Below are 21,353 nucleotides of genomic sequence, written 5' to 3'. Positions count from 1 at the left end.
CGTCCCGCACGTCAAGTCCGGGCCCGGAACGTCAAGTCGGACGAGGCCGCCGCTCCATCGGCCGCCCGGCCGCCATCCCTACGATGCCGGTCATGACCACGACCCCGCCGCGCACCGCGGCACTCCACGAGGTGCCGATCGGCGATCCGCGCGTCGCCACCGACGTCGGCCCGCTCATCCGGGCCCTGCGACCCGCGCTCGACGAGCAGGCCTTCGCGGCCTTCGCGACCGAAGCCCAGGCACAGGGGCTGGTGTTCACCGCCGCCTACGACGAGGCCGGCCACTGCCTCGGCGTGGCGGCCCACCGTGTCCTCGCCACCAGCCGCGGTCGGATCCTGTTCGTCGACGACCTGGTCACCGATCCGGACCGGCGCTCGCGCGGGACCGGTGCGCTGCTGCTGGCCGCCCTGAAGTCCCGGGCCCGGGAGGAGGGATGCGTCCGCGTGGAACTGGACTCCGGGGTGACCAACCAGGGCGCCCACCGCTTCTACCACCGCCACGGCCTGACCATCGGCGCCCTGCACTTCGCCGTCGAGGTCTGAGACCCGCCTCCGCCGCACCCGACCGCGGCCTCTCGACGACGGGGCCTCGCCCGCGCCTTGCCGGTTCTTGGTCACGCCCTGTCCGGCGGCCGGGACGCTGGCGACATGACCACGCACGCCCCCTCGTCGACCCGCCCCGTCCTCCCGGAGCCGGCCGCCCTCACCCGTGTCCGCACCCTGCTGGCCACCCTGAGCCGGGACCACGCGAGCGCCCGGTGGGCGCCGACCGCGCTGGAGGCCCGCATCGGCGAACTCCTGCTCACCGCCTCGGCGGGCGACGGCGCACTCACCGCGCCCCGCCTGCGGGCAGCCCTCGCGGAGGGATCGATGAGCTTCCTCGCGGACAACGGGGGCCGGCTCGCCCTGCTCCTCGGCGCCGTGCTGGAGCTGCTGATCTCCCCGGGGCCGGCCGACCCCGGAGCGGCCGGCCCCGCCGCGCCCGAGGACCCGTACGACGCGGAGCACACCCGGCAGGCGGCGGCACACGCCCGAGAGGCGGTCGGACACGTCCACGAGACGGCGGCACACGCCCGAGAGGTGGTCGACGCCGTGGACGCGGTACACGCCCTCCTCGACCGGATCACCCGGGACCCGGGCCTTCGGGCCGACGGCGCGGGGGGCTAGCGCGATGCCGGACATCCTCGTCGTCGGCGGCGGCTTCGCCGGGGTCTGGGCGGCCGCGTCCGCCGTCCGCGCCCTCCGGGAGGCGGGCGCCTCCCACCACTCGGTCACCCTGGTCACCCCGGGGAACGACCTGGTGCTCAGGCCCCGGCTCTACGAGGCCGACCCGCACACCATGAGGGTCCCGCTCGACCGCGTCCTGGGCCCGATCGGGGTGGGGCGCGTCGCCGCGACCGTGACGGGAATCGACACCGTCGGGCGACGTGTCACCACCGCGGACACGGCCGGCCATGAACTCGTCCTGCCCTACCGCCGGTTGATCCTGGCGTGCGGAAGCCGTCTGGTGCGGCCCGAGCTGCCCGGCGCCGACCTGCTCTTCGACGTCGACGACATCGACTCCGCCACCGCCCTGGACACCCACCTGCACGGCCTGCCGGGCGAGCCCGTCGCACCGGGCCGCTTCACCGCCCTCGTCGTCGGCTCGGGCTTCACCGGCCTGGAGACCGCGACCGAACTCGTCGGCCGGCTCCGCGTGATCGCCGCACCCCACGGCGCCACCGCCGAGGTGCGGGTGGTCCTCGTGGAACGGGCCCCGGTACTCGCCCCCGGCCTCGGCCCCGGCCCCCGACCGGTGATCGTCGAGGCGCTGGAGCGGCTCGGCGTCGAAACCCGCCCGGCCACCACCCTGGAACGGGTGACCCCCGCCGGCGCCACCCTCTCGGACGGCGCCGTGCTGCCCACGCGCACCGTCGTGTGGACCGGCGGGGTCGTCGCGGCCCCGCTCACCGCGCTGGTCCCCGGCGCCCGCGACCCGATCGGACGCCTGGAGGTGGACGAGTTCCTCCGCGTCCCCGGCGCGCCCGGGGTGTACGCGGCGGGGGACACCGCCGCCGCCCGGGCGGACCCTGACCACCTCGTGCTGCCGAGCTGCCAGTACGCCATCCCGCTCGGCAAACACGCCGGGCACAACGCCGCCGCGAGCCTGACCGGCCGGACGCCCGCACCGTTCCGCCCGGCTCCCCACGTCACCACCCTCGACCTGGGCGAGGCCGGCGCGGTGTCCACCACCGGCTGGGAGCGAACCGTACGGCTGACCGGCGCGGAGGCCAAGACCCTCAAGCGGACCCTCACCGCGCAGCGGATCCGCCCCCCGCTGGACGACGCCGACGAACTGCTGCGCCAGGCGGACCCCGCCTTCCGCACCCGCCGCACCACACCCGCCTGACCCATACCCACCCGACCCACCGCACCGACCCACGGCACCGACTCGATCCACCACGCCCGTCCCGATCCACCACACCCACCTCACCGTGCCCACCGGGGGAGCCATCCGCATGATCAGCAGACGCACACTCATGAGAGCCGGCGCCGCGACCGGGGCCGCCGGCCTCCTCGCCTCCGGCACCGCCTTCGGGACCGCGGCCCTCGCCAGCGACCGCGGCGCCCCGTTCGCCCGCCTGCGCGAACGGCTGACCGGCCGACTGGTCCTGCCCCAGGACCCCACGTACGACCTGGCCAAACAGCTCCAGATGGCCCGCTACGACGCGATCCGCCCCCAGGCCGTCGCCTACTGTGCCAACAGCGCCGACGTGGCCCACTGCGTCCGCTTCGCACAGGACCACGGGCTCCACGCCGCCGTCCGCAGCGGCGGCCACAGCCAGGCCGGCTACTCGACCACCACCGGACTCGTCATCGACGTCTCCCGGCTGAGCAGCATCCGTCCCGGCCGCGACACCGTCCGCCTCGGCCCCGGCAGCCAGGGCGTCGACATCCTCAACACCCTGGCCCCCCTCGGCATCCAGCTCGGCTCCGGCACCTGCCCCACCGTGGCGATCGGGGGCTGGGTGCAGGGCGGCGGCCTCGGACTGACGGCGCGCGCCTTCGGCATGGGCAGCGACCGGCTCGTCTCCGCGCGCGTCGTCCTCGCCGACGGCTCGGTGGTCGACACCTCCGCCGCCGAGCACCCGGACCTGTACTGGGCCCTGCGCGGCGGCGGCGGAGGCAACTTCGGGGTGGTCACCGACCTGGAACTGCGCCCCGTCGACGCGCCCTCGATGACCGTCTACACCCTCACCTACGACGGGGCCCACGCCGCCGACGTCCTGCTCGCCTGGCAGGACTGGATGGCCGACGCGCCGCGCGAACTCGCCTCCGAGCTGTTCGTCATCCTCCCCGCGGACTCACCCGAGGGCACCGCCCCCACCGTCGTCGTCTCCGGCGCCCACGTCGGCGCCCTGGCCGCCGCGGACCGACACCTCGACCGGCTGATCGCCTCGGCGGGCCGCCCGACCACGAGCCGCGAGGCCGCTCAGCTCCCGTACCAGCAGGCCATGATGAAGGTGTACGGCTGCGCCGACGCCACCGTCGAGGAGTGCCACCGGATCGGCTACTCCCCGAGGGCCACGCTGCCCCGGGAGAGCTACGCCACCTACCGCAACGTGTACTTCGACCGGCGCTGGACCCCGGCGACCGCCCAGGCCGCCCTCGCCGTCCTCCAGAGCGATCCGCGGCCGGGCCAGTTCCGCTTCCTGGGCCTGTTCTCGTACGGCGGCCGGATCAACGAGGTCGCCCCCGGCGCCACCGCGTTCGTCCACCGCGACGTGCTCTTCGAGGCGGGCTTCCAGGTCGGCCTCCCCGTCGGCGACCCCGCCGCGCAGGACCGCGAACGCGCCCAGGCCTGGGTCGACGGCGGCTACGCCACGCTGTACCCGCGCTCCAGCCGCCGTTCGTACCAGAACTACATGGACCCGGCGCTCACGAACTGGCGGGAGGCCTACTACGGCCGCAACTACGCCCGGCTGCGGAGCGTCAAGCGCGCCTACGACCCGCACCGCTTCTTCCGCTTCGCCCAGGCCGTCGACTGACGGCGCCCCACCCCGGCCCGACCGGCCCACCGGCACCGCCGCCCACCTCGCGCGGCGGTGCCGGGTGCGTGAGGATGCGTACATGGCCCAGGACGGCACGGCCGGCGGACCGGCGAGCGACATCCCGGAGGCGGGGCTCAAAGCCAACGCGATCGGCTTCCTCGACGCGCTCGTCATCGGCCTCAACTCCACCTCGCCCGCCTACTCGCTGGCCGCCGTCATCGGGCCGATCGTGGCACTGGCGGGGATCTACGCACCCGGCGTGATGCTGGCGTCCTTCGTCCCCATGCTGCTGATCGCCGCCGCCTTCTACTACCTCAACAAGGTCGACCAGGACTGCGGGACCACCTTCTCGTGGGTCACCCGGGCCATGGGCCCGTGGGCCGGCTGGCTGGGCGGCTGGGCGATCGCCATGACCGGCGTGCTGGTCATCGGCTCCCTCGCCGACGTGGCCGTCCACTTCGGTCTGCTCGCCGCCGGCCTCGACGACTGGGCGACCGACCCCGTGATCCGACAGACCCTCACCGTCGTGGTGATCCTCGCCATGACGGCCGTCTGCGTCATCGGAACGGAGATGTCGGCGCGCCTCCAGGACGTGCTCATCATCGCCCAGGTCTTCTTCCTGCTGACCTTCGCGGTGGTCGCCCTCTACCGCGTCTACGCCGGCACCAGCACCCTCGACTCGATCAAACCGAGCATCGACTGGCTCAACCCGTTCGGCGCCGGCGGCGCCGCCCTCACCGGCGGACTGCTGCTCGGCGTCTTCATCTACTGGGGTTGGGAATCCGCGGTGAACCTCACCGAGGAGGTCGAGAACTCCGCCACCGCGCCCGGCAAGGCGGGCATCTGGTCCACCGTGGTGCTGCTGGTGACCTACCTGTCCGTGGGCTTCGCCGTCGTCGCCTACGCCGGAACCGCCTTCCTCGCCGAGAACGCGGGCGAGGAGGAGGCCGTCTTCGCGGTCCTCGCCCACGAGGTCATGGGCGGCCTGGACTGGGTGGTCCTCCTCGCCGTCTGCACCTCGGCCCTCGCCTCCACCCAGACCACGATCATCCCCGCCTCCCGCACCGCCCTGTCCATGGCCCGCCGCCACGCACTGCCTCCGGGGCTCGCCCACATCCACCCGCGGTTCCGCACCCCGGACGTCAGCACCTGGTGGGTCGCCGGCATCGCCATCGCCTGGTACCTCGTCGTCAACCAGATCAGCGAGAACGCCCTGCTCGACTCCCTCACGGCGCTGTCCCTGCTCATCGCCTTCTACTACGCGCTCACCGGCCTGGCCTGCGTGATCTACTACCGGCGCCACCTGACGGAGAGCCTGCACAACTTCCTGCTCATCGGTCTGGGCCCGCTGGTCGGCGCCGCACTGCTGTCCTGGCTGCTCGTGGAGTCGGTCGGCGACATGGCGAACCCGGCCAACTCGGCCGGCGGCGTCTCCTGGTTCGGACTGGGACCGCCGCTGGTCATCGGGATCGGGATCGCCGTCGTCGGCGTCCTCGTCATGTGCTTCTGGCGGCTCCGGGACGGCCGGTTCTGGCAGGAGCGACGCGGCGTCGCCGACCCCGCGCTCGTCCACGCCGAACAGCACTGAAGCGGGAGGCCTCCCATGTCCGTGGTCCTCGGGTACGACGAATCACCCGGCGCCGAACGCGCCCTGCGGGTGGCCCTGGAGGTGGCCGCCGCCTTCGGCGAACCCCTGGTGCTGGTCTACGGGGCGAACGCGCCCGGCGCCACCGGGGAGGAGTACCGGGCCCACCGCGAAGCCGTCCGCCAGGCGGGCCGCAGCGCCCTCGCGCACGCCGTGGAGGCCGCCGACGAGGCCGGAGTCCCCTCGACGGTGGAGGTCGTCGACGACAAACCCGCCCAGGCCCTGCTCGACGCGGCCGAACGCCACCGGGCCCGGGTGATCATCGTCGGCACCTGGGGGGACAGCCCGATCCGCGGCGCCCTGCTCGGCTCCACCCCGCACAAGCTGCTGCACCTGTCGCCGGTCCCCGTGCTGTGTGTCCCGACGGAGCCGTGACGCCTCCGAATGTCCCGCCCGCGCCGGCCGTGCGACGCTGAAACCGTGCGAGCCCTGGAGGAACTCCGGACCGGCACCGGCGCCGTGCCGGCGGCCGCGCGCCGGTCCGTCCGGGTCACCCTCGCCGCCTGCCTCGCCTTCTACGGGCTGCTGTACGGCCTGGACCGGCCCGTCGGCGCCACTTACGCCCTCTTCGCCGCCGTCGCCCTGGCGGGCCTGTCCCGGATCCCCGGCACCGGCCGGCAGCGGTCCGTCGTCATCGTGCGGGTCCTGCCCGTGACCTGCGTGCTGGTGGTGATCGGCACCTTCCTCGCCGTGCGGACCTGGACCGCGGTCGCCGGCATGCTCGTCATCGGCTTCTGCCTGGCGTTCGCCGCCGCGGGCGGGCCCCGGCCGGCCGGGGCCGCCCCCGGCCTCCAGCTGATGTACATCCTGCCGAGCTTCCCGCCGTACGCCCCCGACGACCTCGCGGAGCGGCTGGGCGGCACCCTCGTGGGACTGGTCCTGCTGATCCTCGCCGAGCGGTACGTCCTGCCCGACCCGCGCGTCCCCGGCTACCGGGACCGGGCCGCCGACGCCGCCGTCGAGGCGGCCCGCTGCGCGGCCGACCTGGAACGCCGGCCCCACACCCTGCCCGCCGCCGAGGCCGAACGGTCCAAGGCCGTCGCCGAGACCCTGCGCCCCTCCATGGTCCCGGAGGCGGAACGGCCCGCCGGCCCCGGCGTACGGGAGCGGGGACTCGCCCACACCGGGCTCGCGGCCCGCACCCTGCTGGCCCGGCTCCGCAACCTGCCCGCGCCGGTGGCCGGGCTGCCCGCCCGAAGGCCCGGCCTGCGCGTCGTACGGGCGGTGCGGGAGTCGGCCGACGGCACCGCCGTCCTGCTGCGGGAGGGCAGCCGGCCCCCGACGGACTCCGCGCCCCTGTGGAGGCTGCGGGCCGAACTCGCCGACACCCCGATCTCGGAGCCGGGCTCCGGCCCCCGGCACGCCGCGCTGCTGGAGGTCGCCGACGCCGCGCTCGTCCTGCGCTCGGCGGCGGAACTCGCCGTGTACGGCCGGGCGGCCGGGCGGGAAGGCGACCCGGCGGACCGCTTCTGGTACGCCCGACAGAGCACGGCCCGACTGTGGTGGCACCGGATCGCCGGGCACACCGGTCCGAGGTCCGTGCACTTCCAGAACGCCGTCCGGCTCGCCGTGGCCCTCGCCGTCGCCCGCACCGTGGCCGGGATCGACTCGCTCCCGCACGGCTTCTGGGCGATGCTCGCCGTGGTCAGCCTGACCCGCACCACCGCCGTGGCCACCCGCGGCACCGTACGGACCGCCCTGATCGGCACCAGCCTCGGCGCGCTCGCCGCCGGTACCGTGCTCGCGCTCGCGGGCGAGGCGACCACCGTCTACCAGGTCATGCTGCCGCCGCTGATGCTGGTCACGTTCATCGTCGGGCCGGTGAAGGGGGTCGGCTGGGCGCAGGCGATGTTCACCCTGGTCGTCGCCATGGTCTTCGCCCAACTGTCGCCCGTGACCTGGCAGCTGGCCGAGGTCCGCTTCCTGGACGTGCTCATCGGCAGCGTGATCGGCATCGTGTGCGGCGTGTTGGCCTGGCCGCGCGGCGCCCACGACGAACTCCAGCGCGCGGTGGCCGAGTTGTTGCGGACCGCGGCGGACGACGTCGAGGTGACCACCCGTGACACGGGGGCGCCGCCCGGCCCCGAGGACATGCGGGTGCGGCACGCCCTGACCATGGCCGAGACGGCGTTCGCCCAGTACCAGGCCGAACGCCAACGGCCGGCCGCGCCCCACCAGGACTGGCAGGCCGCTCTGATGGTCGGCCACCACGTGCTCTGGGGGTCCCGGCGGGTCCTCGACAGCCCCGACGGCCTGCCGCTCGGGCCGGTCGAGGCGGCCGGGATCCGGGAGTACGGAACCTGGGTCGCGGCCGGGTTGCGGGAGGCGGCCGACCGCTCCGGCGCCCCCAGGCCCCCGTCGGCGCCGCCGGAGCGGGCCCTGCGCCGTCCCGAACCGGCCACGGCCGCGCCCGTGTTCTTCGCGGCGATGGCCTGGCTCGACAACCTCACCGCCGACCTCGCGCTCCTGGACACGGACCCGTCCGCGCGGGTCGCCGCCGCCCGCTGACGGCCCGGGTCGCGCCGTCCCCCTTGTCCCGGTCCCGCCGGCCCGCTGACGGCCCCGGTTCAGTCGAGGGCCGGGTGGACCTCCGGGTGGGCGTCCCACCAGGCGCGGTGGAAGGGGTGGTTGTCGATGTTGGCGAGGTACGAGCCCGCCGCCGCGCGGTACAGGACGTCCGCCTGGAGCGCGGAGACCGAGGAGCGGTTCCAGGCCAGCCGGATGCGTCCGGTGATCGGGGTGCCGACCAGGGGGCGCATGACCGTGCCGTCCACGACGGGGGCCGTGGGCTGACTGAGCGCGATGGCGCGGCCCGCGGCGATCAGGTCGTGCCGCATCTTGCGGTCGATGATCCGATAGCGCAGTGACGGGACGAACCCCGCCTTCGCACAGGCCTCGATCAGCGCCTCGGGGCCGCCGTCGTCGTCCTCCACCAGGGTCATCCACTGCTCGTCGGCCAGTTCGGCCAGTTCGAGGTCCTCGCGTCGGGCCAACGGGTGCCGGGCGGACATCCTGATGCAGAAGGGCTCCCTGGGGACCAGGGTTCGGGCCAGGACACCGCCGGGCAACGGAACCACGTGGTCGTTGACCTCGCCGTACACGATGACGTCGTAGCGGCCCGCGCCCAGCATGCGCACCAGGGCCGTCACCGAGTCCTCCAGGTCCACGGTGATCTCCCGCCCGGACAGGGCCAGATCGGTGCGCGCGAGCAGGCCGTCGAGCAGGACGAGCATGATGCAGCCGAGCCGCAGCGGATCGTCGGTCGACATGGCCCGGGTGTCGGCGCCGAGCGCGTCCATCTCGTTGAGGACGCGGCGTGCCTTGGCCAGCACGAACTGGCCCAGCGGGGTCGGTTCCACGCCGTGTCGGCCCCGGACGAAGAGTTCGCCGCCGGTGACCCGTTCGATCCTGCGCAACTGGGCCGAGAGCGCCGGCTGTGAGATGCCCAGCCGCCGCGCCGCGCCCCCCAGGCTGCCGGCCTCCGCGATCTCGCAGACGGCTTGCAGATGTCTCAACTCCAACTGCATCCGGGCAGCTTACGCAGGGTGACCCCACCGCACCATAACGCGGGTCTTATGCCGGCAGGGATGTCCCAATCTCGCCATGTCCACGCCCATACTCGGCGCAGCCAGACCCCCCACACACACGATCGGAGTGGACTCTTGCAGCCCACCAGATGGATGGCGTCCGTGGCCGCCATGGCGCTGACCGCGAGCCTCGCCGGTGCGCTGGCCGGCACCGCCTCGGCCACGCCCCAGCAGCAGGGACAACCCACCGGATCCGCCGCCCGGGCCGTCGCCGCCGCCGACGCGGCGGTCCGCAGCGGACTCGACACCCTCGTCAACTCTCCCCAACAGCAGTACGACCGGCGCCTGGTCACCCCCTGGGTGCAGGACCTGTACTCCGTCGCCTACGAACGCAGCTACCGCGGCCTGCCGGTCGTCGGTGGTGACGCGGTCGTCCTCGCCGACGGCGAGGGCCGGGTCCGCGCCCTCCAGTCGGCCTCCGCGACCGTGATCGACGTGGCGACCACCCCGACCGTCGCCGCCCGCACGGCCGAGGCCACCTCCCGCGCGGAACTCGCCTCGGTGGACAAGGTCCTCGACAGCCGGCTGGTCGTCCGACTCAAGGACGACAAGCCGGTCCTGGCCTGGGAGACCGTCCTCTCCGGCCGCACGAAGACCGCTCCGAGCAAGCTGCACGTGTTCGTGGACGCCCGCACCGGCAAGATCGTCGACCGCCACGACGAGGTCGTCGCCGGCACGGGCACCAGCAAGTGGAACGGCCCGAGCCCGCTCACGATCGACACCACCGCCTCCGGCGGCACCTACTCCCTGCGCGACCCGAACCGCACCGGCCTGAGCTGCGCCGACTACAGCACCGGCACCGTCTTCTCGAAGTCCTCCGACTCCTGGGGCAGCACCAACGCCACCTCCAAGGAGACCGGCTGTACCGACCTCATGTTCGCCGCCCAGAAGCAGTGGGACATGCTCGGTCAGTGGCTCGGCCGCAACGGCGTCAGCGGGAACGGCCGAAGCTTCCCCGGCAAGGTCGGCCTGAGCGACCTCAACGCCTACTGGGACGGCAGCTCCGTCACCATCGGCCGCAACACCGCCAACGAGTGGATCGCCGGCGTGGACGTGGTCGCCCACGAGTACGGGCACGCCATCGACTCCAACACCCCGGGCGGCACCAGCGGCCAGGAGGCCGGGCTCGGCGAGGGCACCGGTGACATCTTCGGCGCGCTCACCGAGGCGTACATCAACGAGCCGTCCCCGTACGACACCCCGGACTACACCGTCGGCGAGATGATCAACCTCCAGGGCCGCGGGCCGATCCGGAACATGTACAACCCGCCGGCCGTCAACAACGACCCGGCCTGCTACAGCTCCGCGATACCCGGCACCGAGGTGCACGCGGCGGCCGGCCCGCTCAACCACTGGTTCTACCTGCTCGCCGAGGGCACCAACCCGGGCGGCGGCAAGCCCAACAGCAGCACCTGCAACTCCAGCACCCTGACCGGCGTCGGCGTCCAGAACGCCGGCAAGATCTTCTACGGCGGCATGCTGCTCAAGACCAGCGGCATGTCCTACAAGAAGTACCGGACGGCGACCCTCGGCGCGGCCAAGTCGCTCGACCCGACCACCTGCAACCTGTTCAACAAGACCAAGGCCGCCTGGGACGCCATCAGCGTGCCCGCCCAGAGCGCCGACCCGACCTGCGTCCCGAGCGGACAGAACGACGACTTCTCGCTCGCCCTCAACCCGGCCGCGGGCACCGTCCAGCAGGGCGGCTCCGTGACCACCTCGGTGTCCACCAACACCACCACCGGATCGGCCCAGCAGGTCACCCTCAGCGCCACCGGCCTGCCGGCGGGCGTCACGGCCACCTTCAACCCGGCCACCGTGCAGTCCGGCCAGTCCTCGACACTGACCCTCTCCGCCAACTCCAGCGCGGCCCCCGGCGCCTCCACCGTCGTGGTCAAGGGCCAGGGCCCGAGCCTCGCGCACACCGTCGACTACACGCTCAACGTCGGCGGCACCCAGCCCGGCAACGACCCGCCGAACATCAGCGTCGCCAACGTCCAGGCGCACCTGACCCAGTTCAACACCATCGCCTCGCAGAACGGCGGCAACCGCCGCGCCGGCAGCGCCGGTTACACCCAGTCCCTGGCCTATGTGAAGGGCAAGCTCCAGGCCGCCGGCTTCACCGTCACCGAGCAGAACTGCACCTCCTGCACCTACCCGTCGAACAACCTGATCGCCGACTGGCCCGGCGGCCCCGCCGACCAGACCGTCATGTTCGGCGCCCACCTCGACGGCGTCTCCGCGGGCCCCGGCATCAACGACAACGGCTCCGGCTCCGCCACCCTGCTGGAGAACGCGCTGGTCCTCGCCCAGAAGAACCCCACCATGACCAAGCACGTCCGCTTCGCCTGGTGGACCGACGAGGAACAGGGCCTGAACGGCTCGGAGTTCTACGTGGGCCGGCTCGGCAGCGCCGAGCGCACCGCCATCAAGGCCTACTACAACTTCGACATGGTGGGCTCCACCAACGGCGGCTACTTCATCAACAACGTCAACTCCGCCGCGGCCGCCCCCCTCAAGGCCTACTGGACCTCGCTGAACCTCGCCCCCGAGGAGAACGTCGAGGGCCAGGGCCGCAGCGACGACTACTCCTTCCAGCAGGGCGGGATCCCCACCTCCGGCTACGCGGCCGGCGCCAGCGCCCGCAAGACCTCCGCCCAGGCCGGCAAGTGGGGCGGCACCGCGAACTCCGCGTACGACTCCTGCTACCACAGCGCCTGTGACACCACGAACAACATCAGCGCCACGGTCCTCGACCGCAGCGCCGACGGCGTCGCCTACGCGATCTGGAAGCAGGCCGTGGGCGGCGAGACCCCCGCCCAGGACTTCTCCCTCGCCACCTCCCCGGCGGCCGGCTCCGCCAACCCGGGCGGCAGCGTCACCTCCACCGTCAACACCACCACCGTCAGCGGCGCGGCCCAGACCGTCGCCCTGTCCGTCTCCGGCGCGCCCTCCGGCGTCAGCGCCACCCTCAGCCCGACCTCCGTCCAGTCCGGCCAGTCCTCGACGCTCTCCGTACAGGTCGGCGCGGGCACCGCGCAGGGCACGTACACGCTGACCGTCACCGGTACCGGCACCACCAGCCACAGCACCACCTACACCCTGACCGTCGGGGGCGGCGGCGGCACCTGCACCCCGCGCCAGGTCGTGGTCAACGGCGGCTTCGAGAACGGCTCCAGCCCCTGGACCGCCTCCTCGGGCGTCATCACCAACCAGGCCGGCCAGACCCCGCACGGCGGCTCGTACAAGGCGTGGCTGAACGGCTGGGGCACCAGCCGCACGGACAGCGCCTCGCAGTCGCTGACCATCCCGGCGGGCTGCTCGGTCCACCAGCTGTCCTTCTACCTCCACATCGACACCGACGAGGACGAGAACGTCGTCTACGACACCTTCAAGGTCTCGGTGGGCGGCCAGACGCTGGAGACGCTGTCCAACGTGAACGCGAACTCCGGCTACGCGCTGAAGAGCTACGACGTCTCCCGGTTCGCCGGCCAGACCGTCACCCTGCAGTTCCAGGGGGCCGAGGACCAGTCCCTCCAGACCTCCTTCGTGGTGGACGACGTCACCCTCCAGGTGAGCTGACGCCCGCCCGGGCAACCGCCCCGGAGCGGCACGCCCCCGGCCGACCGGCCGGGCGCGTGCCGCTCCGCGGCGTTGTCCCGGCGGTCGAGGGCCCGTCTCCCGCGCGGTGGCGCGGCTAGTTCTTCTCGGCCAGCACGGCCGCGACGCCCTGCGCGAGGCAGGGGACGCGGTGCGAGGGGATGCCCGCGATGTTGATCCGGCCCGAGGTGGTCCCGTAGATGGCGAATCCGCTGCGCAGCCGCAGCATCTGGCGCGGGTCGAGCGGCAGCATCGAGAACATGCCCTTCTGCCGTGCGAGCACGTCCGCCTGCGAACTCCAGCCGAGCTTCTCCAGGCCCGCGACCAGATCGCGCCGGTTGTCCGTGATCCGGTCGCGCATGGCGTTCAGCTCCGCCCGCCAGGTCGCCCGCAGTCCCTCGTCCTCCAGGACCGCCGTCACGATGGCGGCCCCGTGCTCCGGCGGCATCGAGTAGAGCGTGCGCGCGGCGTTCTGGAGGGCCGTCTCCACGTGCCGCAGCGAGGCGCGGGAGGAACCGATGACGACGGCGCAACCGGTGCGGTCGCTGTAGAGGCCGAAGTTCTTGGAGCAACTGATCGCGACGAGCATCTCCGGCACCCGCTCGGCGAGCATGCGCGTCGGGGCCAGGTCGGCCTCCAGGCCGTCGCCGAGTCCGTGGTACGCCAGATCGACGAACGGGACCCAGCCGGCACGCTCCGCGAGCGCGGCCAGCTCCTCCCAGTCCCGCGGCGACGGGTCCACCCCACTGGGGTTGTGGCAGCAGCCCTGGATCAGCACGACGTCGTCGCGGCGCGCCCGCGCCAGGTCCGCCAGCATGCCGGCCGTGTCGTGGCGACCCTCGGCGTCCACCCAGGCGTACGTCCGCACGTTCAGCCCGGCCGCCTCCAGGATGGGCCGGTGGTTGACGTAGGCGGGGTCGCTGATCCACACGGTGGTCCCCGGACGGGTCCGGCAGATCAGGTCGGCCAGCAGGCGCAGGGCCCCGCTGCCCGCGACGGTCTGCACCGCGACGGCCCGCTCGGCCGGCGCCTCGGCCGCGCCCGAACCGGGCCCCAGCACGAGCGACAGCATCGCGCGGTTGAAGGCGGTGTTGCCGGACAGACCGCGGTACTCCTTCGAGGCGGAACGTTCCGCCAGACCTATCTCGGCCTCACGCACGGCCGCCATCACGGGCGTGCCGCCCGTCTCGTCCCGGTACACCCCGAGGACGAGGTTCAGCCGCTCGGGCCGCGCGTCGGCCCAGAAGGCCTCGGTCAGGTCCCACAGCGGATCCACGGGCGGCGGAAGGAGGAGCTCAAGCATCTGCGGGAACCTCGGGCTGGGATCGGGGGCGCGAGCGCCGATTGGCGAGGACGACGCCGGCGGTGATGAGGGGGACGCCGACGAGCACGGCGAGCGTCGGCGACTCGTCGAGCAGGGGTATGGCGAGGAGGACCACGGCGACCGGGCTCAGACTCCCGACGACCGAACTGCGCTCCGCGCCCAGCGCCCGGATGGCGTACGCGTAGAGCAGGCCGGCGCACAGCCCGACCCCGAGCCCCTGCACCACGAGGAACAGCAGGATGTCGCCGCCCGTCGCCGAGGCCATGCCGGTGGGGAGCACGCCCGTGAGGACGAGGAGGCCCATCACCGTGACCGAGGGCAGGCACAGCAGCCCGATCGACCCGACCGGATCGAGATCGACCTCCTTGAGGCCCACCGTGTACAGGGCCCACAGCCCGCTCGCCACCAGCAGCAGCCCCGAGCCGCTCAGCACGTCCGTGTTCAGCGGGACGACGTGGCGCCAGACGAGGGCCCCGACACCGGCGCCGATCAGCGCCAGTCCGACCGCCTGGGTCCCCCGGGGCATCCCGCGCCCGCCGGCGACCATCAGCCCGGACACGAACAGCGGGACCATGCCGGGGACGATCGACCCGACGAACGCCGCCGAGGTCAGCGAGCCGCCCTGCATGGCGGCGAGGAAGAACGGGACGCCCGCCCCGCAGACGATCTTCGCGGCGGCCGCCGGGCGCACGGCCGCGATCCGGGCGCGCCGCCGCCACAGCGCGGGCGCCAGGACCAGGACCGGGACGCCGAACCGCAGCAGGGCCGCGTCGGCGGGCAGCAGGGTCGAGGTGCTCAGGGCCCGGGCGCTGAGCGCGAAGGCGGCCCAGATCAGCACGGTCACCACCAGCGCCGCCGTGCCCCGCGCCTGTGGCGAGAGCCGGTGCGCGACGGACCCGCGCGGGGGAGCCGTCGCGGGCAGGACGCTCTGCGTGACCAAGGGTTCCTCCAGCATGAGGGGGCCGGAATCGGCCACCAGGCAACGCTAGAGCTTGAGCCGGGGCAGCCGATTGCCACTTCTGCCTCCCAGGCATAGCTTTGGGGCAGAATCTGCCAAGGAGGGCCGATGGACTCAGTCGATCTGCAAATCATTCGCGAATTGCAGGCCGATGGTCGCCTGTCCAACCAGGACCTGGCCGACCGCGTCCGACTCTCCCCCTCGCCCTGTCTGCGCCGGGTCCGCCGACTGGAGGAGGCCGGTCTCATCCGCGGCTACACGGCGATGGTCGACCAGGTCGGCTTCGGGCTCCCCATCACCGTCTTCGTCCGGATCCGGCTGGAACGCCACACGAGCGAGGCCGTCAGGATCTTCGAGGGGCACGTCGGCGGCATCGAGCACATCCAGGACTGCTACCTGATGGCGGGCAGCAGCGACTACCTGCTCAGGGTCGTGATCGAAAGCCTCCAGGCGTACGAGGCCCTGGTCCGCGACCGGATCCACGCCATCCCCGGCATCGCCTCCATCGAGTCGAGCTTCGCCTACGGCAGCGTGAAACAGTCCCGCACCTACCCCCGCCCCGCCTGACCCCGGTCACGGACGCGACGCCCGGTCACGGACGCGACGCCCGGTCACGGACGCGACGCCGGGCCCTTGGTCCGCGCCGGCCCACATCCCGAGCCCGGAACAGGGCCAATGGCCCAGTCGACCGAGCCCGAGTTGAGCCAGTGGGCCCGGGGGTGGTTATCTGTGTCCTATCCATGTACTTACGGCGCCACGCAGCGCCGGACGGCGACGAGGCCGCTCCGGACCGTGGCGCCTTCGCCGTGCCCGCACACCGCCCACCACCCCCGGGCGGACGCAGGCCCGGCGCGCGTCGTATCGAGGGGGGCGGCACACCGCCGTGAAGAGGATGTTCGTGGCTCCGGACCCGGGGCGAATGAGACTCAGGAACGCGCTCCGCGCCGTGATCGGCATCGGCCTGGCCGTCGCCTCGGCCGAACTGGCCGGACTGTCCCTGACCGCCTCCATCACCGGCGGACTGGCGGCCCTGCTGGCCCTGTTCACCGTCCTCGACGCCACCGTGCGCGCCCAGCGGGTGACCACGGCCCTGTTGCCCCTGGCGGGCTTCCCCGTACTGGCCCTCGCCACGACCCTGCACGGCATCACGCTCGCCCGCGACGCGGCGTTCCTCCTCGTCGTCCTCGCCGGGGTCTACGCCCGCCGCTGGGGTCCGCGCGGCCACGCCCTCGGCGTCTTCGCCTTCATGAGCTTCTTCACCACCCAGTTCCTGCACGCGGTCCCCGCCCAACTGCCCGAACTGTTCACCGCCGTCGGCCTGGCACTGCTCTCCGCCGGCGCCGTGCGCTTCGTCCTGTGGCCGATCGAGCGCCGCACACCGCCGCCCCCGACCCCGCCCGGCCTGCCCGGCACCGGCTTCGCGCGGACCACCACCCGACAGGCCCTCCAGGCCACCGCCGCCTGCGCCGTCGCGCTCAGCGTGGGCCAGGTGCTGTCCGAGGACCGCTGGTACTGGGCCGTCGGCACCGTCTGGTGGATCTTCGTGAACACGGCCTCGCGCGGCGAGACCCTGGTGCGCGGCTTCCGCCGGGTCCTCGGCACGGTCATCGGGATCGGCGTCGGCCTGCTCGTCGCCATCCCGCTGGACGGGGCGCCCGCGCCGACCGCCGCGCTGGTCGCCGTCTGCGTCTTCGGGATCTTCTACACGGCCCCCGTCTCGTACAGCTGGATGATGTTCGCCGTGACGGTCATGGCCGGCCTGCTCTACGGTCTCCTCGGCGTCCTGGACCCGGGCCTGCTCGTGCTGCGCTTCCAGGAAACGGCCGTCGGCGCGGTCTGCGCGGCGCTCGCCGTGATCCTCGTCCTGCCCGTCACCACGCACGCGACGAACGACGCCTGGATCCAGCGCGCCCTGCTCTGCGTCCGCACGTGCACGGCCGAGGCCGCCGCCCGACTGGCCGGCTCACCGGTCGCCGACCCGGCCCCGCACGCCGCCGAGCTGGAACTGCTGCTGGGCCGGGTACGGCTCTCCCTCGCCCCGCTCGTCCACCCGCTCAGCCCGTACGCGGCCCGCAAGGCACGGGCACGCCACGTGCTGTCCCTCCTCGACGAGTGCGCCGTCGAGGTGCGGGGGCTGGTCACCGTGGCCGCCGACCCGGACGCCGGCCACGACGCCCGGCTCGCGGCGGCCTGCCGGCGCGTGGAGACCGCCGTCGAGGCGCTGATCTCGCCCGGGACACCTGCCGGCGCCGACGGCCGACCGGCCGCGGGACTGATCCCCGAGCAGCGCGCCGGCGAACACGCGCTGGCCCACCTGCACGGCCTGGAGCGGCTCCTGACCCAGCTCGACGCCCCGTTGCGCACGCCCGCGCGCGGCCCCCTGGTCAGCGCCTGAGCGAGACCGGTCGGGCCGCCCCTCAGGCGCGCCCGGCCGGATCCTGGTTCTGCTCCGGCACGCCCTCGGACACGCCCTCCGGCGACTTCGCCGGCGCGGGCACCGCGGCCAACAGCGGCCCCGGCGGGACCCGCCGCCCGGTCAGGTACACCGCCAACGGCTCCGTGTAGCGGGCGGTCAGCGGTCCCACGATCACCAGGATCAGCACGTACGCGGTCGCCAACGGCCCGAGGGCCGGCTCGATGCCCGCGGTGACCGCCAGCCCGGCGATCACGATGGAGAACTCCCCGCGCGCCACCAGGGTGCCGCCCGCCCGCCAACGCCCCTTGACGCCGACCCCGGCCCGCCGCGCGGCCCAGTGGCCGGTGGCGACCTTCGTGCAGGCGGTGACGAGCGCGAGCGCGAGGGCGGGCAGGATCACCGGCGGAATGCTGGCCGGATCCGTGTGCAGGCCGAAGAAGACGAAGAACACCGCGGCGAACAGGTCCCGCAGCGGACTCAGCAGCGTGTGCGTGCCCTCGGCGACCTCCCCGGACAGCGCGATGCCGACGAGGAACGCGCCGACGGCCGCCGAGACCTGGAGCTGCTGGGCGACGCCCGCGACGAGCAGGGTCAGTCCGAGCACCACCAGGAGCAGCTTCTCCGGGTCGTCGCTGGAGACGAAGCGGGAGATCACCCGCCCGTACCGGACGGCGACGAACAGGACCGCCCCGGCGACACCGAGCGCGATGGCCAGGGTCAGACTGCCCGCCGCGAGACTCACCCCCGCCAACAACGCCGTGACGATCGGCAGGTACACGGCCATGGCCAGGTCCTCCAGCACCAGGATGCTGAGGATGACCGGCGTCTCCCGGTTGCCGAGGCGTCCGAGGTCGCCCATCACCTTGGCGATGACACCGGAGGAGGAGATCCAGGTGACCCCGGCCAGGACGACGGCCGCGACCGGCCCCCAGCCCATGAGCAGCGCCGCGACCGCGCCGGGCACCGCGTTGAGGCCGAAGTCGACCAGCCCCGCCGGGTACTGGGTCTTGAGGTTGGAGACGAGATCGCTGGCGGTGTACTCCAGGCCCAGCATCAGCAGGAGCAGGATGACGCCGATCTCGGCGCCGATCGCCACGAACTCCTCGCTGGCGCCGAGGGGCAGCAGTCCGCCGTTGCCGAACGCGAGCCCCGCCAGCAGGTAGAGGGGGATGGGGGAGAACTTGAGGCGCCCCGCGACCCGGCCGAGCAGGCCCAGGCCGAGGATGATCGCGCCGAATTCGATGAGGAAGACAGCGGAGTGCACGGCCTCACTCCCGTCCGAGTATCGCGGCGGCCGCCTCGACGCCCTCGCGGGTGCCGATGACGATGAGCGTGTCCCCGCCGGCCAGGCGGAAGTCCGGCGCGGGGGAGGGGCGGGCCTCGGCGCGGCGCAGTACGGCGACCACCGAGACGCCGGTCTCGGTCCGCATCCGGGTCTCGCCCAGCACGCGGCCGTTCCAGTGGGAGTGCGCCGACAGCTCGATCCGTTCGGCCACCAGTCCCAGATCGGTGGTGTGCAGGACGTTCGGACTGTGGTGCGCCGGCATGAGCGCGTCGATCAGCGACGCCGTCTCCGGCCCGGTCAGGTGCAGCGACTGGGCGCAGGCGTCGGGGTCGTCGGCCCGGTACACGTTCACCGTGCGGGTGCCGTCCCGGTGCGCGATCACCGACAGGTGGCGGTGTTCGCGCGTGGTGAGGTCGTACTGGACCCCGATGCCGGGCAGCGGTGTCGTACTCATCCGTGGAGCAGGCACAGCCCGTCCCCCCTTGATCCATCCGTGGTTTCCGTACGGCGCCGCAGGCGTGTTCGGGCAGGTCACGGGCCTCGGCGCGGGCCCATGCTGCCACTTTCCGAAGGCGCGTGAAATGGGTGTCGGCACGGATGGACAGGACGGGTCCGCAGCGGTGAGGGTGGGGCGGGGAAGTGGATCCCGCCGCGGGTGGGGGCCGGGACGAGGCTCGGGCCGGACCCGGTCGGCGGCCGATGCGGGTGGTGGAGGCGGGGACGGCGATAGTGGGACGGACGTTCGACGAGAGAGGCGCGCTCCCATGTCGCTGTACTGGCGGATCTTCCTGTTGAACGCCGCCGTGCTCGTCGTGGCCGTGCTGCTGCTCTTCGGTCCGGTCACCGTCTCGACCCCGGTCCTCTTCGGGGAAGCGCTCGTCCTGCTCTGCGGACTGGTGGCCATGCTCGTCGCCAACGCCGTTCTCCTGCGGATCGGACTCGCCCCGCTGCAACGCCTCACCCGGGCCATGGCCACGGCGGACCTGCTGCGTCCCGGTCGGCGTCCCCGGGTCACGGGCCGCGGCGAGATCGCCGAGCTGACCGAGACGTTCAACAGCATGCTGGACCGGCTGGAGACCGAGCGGGCCACCAGCAGCGGCCGTGTCCTGTCGGCCCTGGAGGCGGAGCGCCACCGCATCGCGCGCGAACTCCACGACGAGGTCGGCCAGACCCTCACCGCCGTGCTCCTCCAGCTCAAGCACGCCGCCGACCGGGTACCCGAACCCGTGCGCGCCGACCTGCGCCAGGCCCAGGAGACCACCCGCGCCGGTCTCGACGAGATCGGGCGCATCGCCCGACGCCTGCGCCCGGGCGTCCTGGAGGAACTGGGCCTGCACAGCGCGCTCCGGTCGCTGGTCGCCGAGTTCACCACCCCGCGCCTCGGCGTGAGCGCGCACATCACCCCGGGACTGCCGGCCCTGACGCCCGCCACCGAACTCGTCCTGTACCGCGTCGCCCAGGAGGGCCTGACGAACGCCGCCCGGCACGCGGGCGCCACCCGCGTCGCACTGCACCTGCGCCCGCGACCCGGCGGCGGCGTGGTGCTGCTGGTCCACGACGACGGCCGGGGCGTGGGTGCCGCGCCGGAGGGCGCCGGCATCCAGGGCATGCGCGAGCGCGCCCTGCTGATCGGCGCCGAACTGTCCGTCGCCCCCGGAGCCGCCGGCGGCACCGACGTACGCCTCACGGTCGCCCCCCCCGACACCGCCGCCCACACCCACACCCATACCGACACCGGGGAGAACGCCCGATGACCGCACCGGCCCGGATCCTGCTCGCCGACGACCACGCCCTCGTGCGGGGCGGCGTACGGCTCATCCTGGACGCCGAACCCGACCTCACCGTCGTGGCCGAGGCGGCCGACGGGGCCGAGGCCGTCGCCCTGGCCCGCACCACCGACGTGGACCTGGCCATCCTCGACATCGCCATGCCCCGACAGACGGGTCTACAGGCCGCCCGGGAGCTCGCCCGCCTCCGGCCGGGGGTGCGGATCCTGATGCTCACCATGTACGACAACGAGCAGTACTTCTTCGAAGCCCTGCGGGCCGGCGCGGGCGGGTACGTCCTGAAGTCCGTCGCCGACCGCGACCTCGTGGAAGCCTGCCGGGCCGTCCTGCGCGACGAACCGTTCATCTACCCCGGCGCCGAGACCGCCCTCATCCGCAGCTGGCTCGACCGCGCCCGCCAAGGCGACCCGCTCCCGGCCCGGCCCATCACCGAACGCGAGGAGGAGATCCTCAAGCTCGTCGCGGAGGGCCACACCTCGAAGGAGATCGGGGACCTGCTCGTCATCAGCGCCAAGACCGTGGAACGACACCGGGCCAACCTCCTCCAGAAGCTGGGCCTGCGCGACCGCCTCGAACTCACCCGCTACGCCATCCGCGTCGGCCTCATCGAGCCCTGATCCCCGCCGCCGAACACGCACAACTCGGCCAACCGGGGCGGATGTTACTCCGCTCCCGGAGCTTCTCGGGGCTCCTCCCGCCAAGACCACTCGGACGAGTGTTC

General features: G+C 73.3%; 17 protein-coding genes. 12 read left to right on the top strand and 5 right to left on the bottom strand.

Going from position 1 to position 21,353, the window contains the following annotated elements; translation table 11 throughout:
- Positions 1-92 precede the first annotated feature (92 nt).
- From OHA84_RS06685 to OHA84_RS06655, 7 genes are all read left to right on the top strand, one after another.
- Positions 93-542 carry a GNAT family N-acetyltransferase gene (locus OHA84_RS06685; RefSeq protein WP_266972667.1) on the top strand — a complete coding sequence of 150 codons (450 nt, stop codon included), beginning with the start codon at positions 93-95 and terminating at the stop codon, positions 540-542.
- A gap of 105 nt (positions 543-647) precedes the next feature.
- A complete protein-coding gene (locus OHA84_RS06680; RefSeq protein ID WP_266972669.1) occupies positions 648-1,166 on the top strand; it encodes a hypothetical protein in 519 nt (172 codons plus the stop codon).
- A gap of 4 nt (positions 1,167-1,170) precedes the next feature.
- Entirely contained in the window at positions 1,171-2,388 is a 1,218-nt protein-coding gene (locus OHA84_RS06675; RefSeq protein ID WP_266972671.1) for an NAD(P)/FAD-dependent oxidoreductase, read from the top strand.
- Between the two features lie 109 nt (positions 2,389-2,497).
- Entirely contained in the window at positions 2,498-4,027 is a 1,530-nt protein-coding gene (locus tag OHA84_RS06670) for an FAD-binding oxidoreductase (RefSeq protein ID WP_266972673.1), read from the top strand.
- Positions 4,028-4,109: 82 nt separating this feature from the next.
- A complete protein-coding gene (locus OHA84_RS06665; protein ID WP_266951825.1) occupies positions 4,110-5,618 on the top strand; it encodes an APC family permease in 1,509 nt (502 codons plus the stop codon).
- A gap of 15 nt (positions 5,619-5,633) precedes the next feature.
- The gene (locus OHA84_RS06660) at positions 5,634-6,050 is read left to right on the top strand and encodes a universal stress protein (protein WP_053678226.1); all 417 of its coding nucleotides are present in this window, start codon (positions 5,634-5,636) and stop codon (positions 6,048-6,050) included.
- Positions 6,051-6,095: 45 nt separating this feature from the next.
- Entirely contained in the window at positions 6,096-8,183 is a 2,088-nt protein-coding gene (locus OHA84_RS06655; protein ID WP_266972676.1) for an FUSC family protein, read from the top strand.
- A gap of 59 nt (positions 8,184-8,242) precedes the next feature.
- On the opposite strand, the gene OHA84_RS06650 is transcribed toward OHA84_RS06655, so the two are convergent.
- Complete coding sequence (locus OHA84_RS06650) at positions 8,243-9,202, bottom strand: LysR family transcriptional regulator (protein ID WP_053678231.1); 960 nt, start codon at positions 9,200-9,202, stop codon at positions 8,243-8,245.
- Positions 9,203-9,355: 153 nt separating this feature from the next.
- Here OHA84_RS06650 and OHA84_RS06645 point away from each other — a divergent pair, with 153 nt between their 5' ends.
- Positions 9,356-12,844, top strand: coding sequence for a M28 family peptidase (locus OHA84_RS06645; protein WP_266952000.1), 3,489 nt, complete (start codon positions 9,356-9,358; stop codon positions 12,842-12,844).
- Positions 12,845-12,959: 115 nt separating this feature from the next.
- Here OHA84_RS06645 and OHA84_RS06640 read toward each other — a convergent pair whose 3' ends face one another.
- Positions 12,960-14,165, bottom strand: a complete 1,206-nt coding sequence (locus tag OHA84_RS06640; RefSeq protein ID WP_053678235.1) for an aromatic amino acid transaminase — start codon at positions 14,163-14,165, stop codon at positions 12,960-12,962.
- Positions 14,158-15,162 (bottom strand): DMT family transporter, encoded by a 1,005-nt coding sequence (locus OHA84_RS06635; RefSeq protein WP_266972679.1) that lies wholly within the window; start codon positions 15,160-15,162, stop codon positions 14,158-14,160. The genes OHA84_RS06640 and OHA84_RS06635 overlap by 8 nt, the downstream gene beginning before the upstream one ends.
- Before the next feature lie 90 nt (positions 15,163-15,252).
- Between OHA84_RS06635 and OHA84_RS06630 the strand changes: the two genes are divergently transcribed.
- Both OHA84_RS06630 and OHA84_RS06625 read left to right on the top strand, forming a co-directional pair.
- Positions 15,253-15,711: an Lrp/AsnC family transcriptional regulator gene (locus OHA84_RS06630; protein ID WP_053678237.1), complete on the top strand. Its 459-nt coding sequence runs from the start codon at positions 15,253-15,255 to the stop codon at positions 15,709-15,711.
- A gap of 325 nt (positions 15,712-16,036) precedes the next feature.
- Positions 16,037-17,539, top strand: coding sequence for an FUSC family protein (locus tag OHA84_RS06625; RefSeq protein WP_266974123.1), 1,503 nt, complete (start codon positions 16,037-16,039; stop codon positions 17,537-17,539).
- Positions 17,540-17,561: 22 nt separating this feature from the next.
- Here the strand turns inward: OHA84_RS06625 and OHA84_RS06620 are convergent, their stop codons facing one another.
- Both OHA84_RS06620 and OHA84_RS06615 read right to left on the bottom strand, forming a co-directional pair.
- Positions 17,562-18,824 (bottom strand): cation:proton antiporter, encoded by a 1,263-nt coding sequence (locus OHA84_RS06620; RefSeq protein WP_053678241.1) that lies wholly within the window; start codon positions 18,822-18,824, stop codon positions 17,562-17,564.
- Positions 18,825-18,828: 4 nt separating this feature from the next.
- A complete protein-coding gene (locus OHA84_RS06615) occupies positions 18,829-19,299 on the bottom strand; it encodes a cation:proton antiporter regulatory subunit (protein ID WP_053678243.1) in 471 nt (156 codons plus the stop codon).
- A gap of 310 nt (positions 19,300-19,609) precedes the next feature.
- Between OHA84_RS06615 and OHA84_RS06610 the strand changes: the two genes are divergently transcribed.
- The gene (locus OHA84_RS06610; RefSeq protein ID WP_266972682.1) at positions 19,610-20,599 is read left to right on the top strand and encodes a HAMP domain-containing sensor histidine kinase; all 990 of its coding nucleotides are present in this window, start codon (positions 19,610-19,612) and stop codon (positions 20,597-20,599) included.
- Entirely contained in the window at positions 20,596-21,249 is a 654-nt protein-coding gene (locus OHA84_RS06605; protein WP_266972684.1) for a response regulator transcription factor, read from the top strand. The genes OHA84_RS06610 and OHA84_RS06605 overlap by 4 nt, the downstream gene beginning before the upstream one ends.
- The last annotated feature ends 104 nt before the right edge of the window (positions 21,250-21,353 follow it).

It is taken from the genome of Streptomyces sp. NBC_00513, assembly GCF_041431415.1.
In the GTDB taxonomy this organism is placed as follows: domain Bacteria; phylum Actinomycetota; class Actinomycetes; order Streptomycetales; family Streptomycetaceae; genus Streptomyces.
Note: the sequence above shows the minus strand (reverse complement) of the source record. Positions and strands in the feature narration are given on the sequence as shown.

Coding starts and splice junctions, on each gene's coding strand:
- OHA84_RS06665 (WP_266951825.1), top strand. CDS start 4,110: ATGGCCCAGGACGGCACGGCCGGCGGACCGGCGAGCGACATCCCGGAG.
- OHA84_RS06610 (WP_266972682.1), top strand. CDS start 19,610: ATGTCGCTGTACTGGCGGATCTTCCTGTTGAACGCCGCCGTGCTCGTC.
- OHA84_RS06660 (WP_053678226.1), top strand. CDS start 5,634: ATGTCCGTGGTCCTCGGGTACGACGAATCACCCGGCGCCGAACGCGCC.
- OHA84_RS06645 (WP_266952000.1), top strand. CDS start 9,356: ATGGCGTCCGTGGCCGCCATGGCGCTGACCGCGAGCCTCGCCGGTGCG.
- OHA84_RS06640 (WP_053678235.1), bottom strand. CDS start 14,165: ATGCTTGAGCTCCTCCTTCCGCCGCCCGTGGATCCGCTGTGGGACCTG.
- OHA84_RS06650 (WP_053678231.1), bottom strand. CDS start 9,202: ATGCAGTTGGAGTTGAGACATCTGCAAGCCGTCTGCGAGATCGCGGAG.
- OHA84_RS06630 (WP_053678237.1), top strand. CDS start 15,253: ATGGACTCAGTCGATCTGCAAATCATTCGCGAATTGCAGGCCGATGGT.
- OHA84_RS06605 (WP_266972684.1), top strand. CDS start 20,596: ATGACCGCACCGGCCCGGATCCTGCTCGCCGACGACCACGCCCTCGTG.
- OHA84_RS06685 (WP_266972667.1), top strand. CDS start 93: ATGACCACGACCCCGCCGCGCACCGCGGCACTCCACGAGGTGCCGATC.
- OHA84_RS06670 (WP_266972673.1), top strand. CDS start 2,498: ATGATCAGCAGACGCACACTCATGAGAGCCGGCGCCGCGACCGGGGCC.
- OHA84_RS06625 (WP_266974123.1), top strand. CDS start 16,037: ATGTTCGTGGCTCCGGACCCGGGGCGAATGAGACTCAGGAACGCGCTC.
- OHA84_RS06675 (WP_266972671.1), top strand. CDS start 1,171: ATGCCGGACATCCTCGTCGTCGGCGGCGGCTTCGCCGGGGTCTGGGCG.
- OHA84_RS06615 (WP_053678243.1), bottom strand. CDS start 19,299: ATGAGTACGACACCGCTGCCCGGCATCGGGGTCCAGTACGACCTCACC.
- OHA84_RS06680 (WP_266972669.1), top strand. CDS start 648: ATGACCACGCACGCCCCCTCGTCGACCCGCCCCGTCCTCCCGGAGCCG.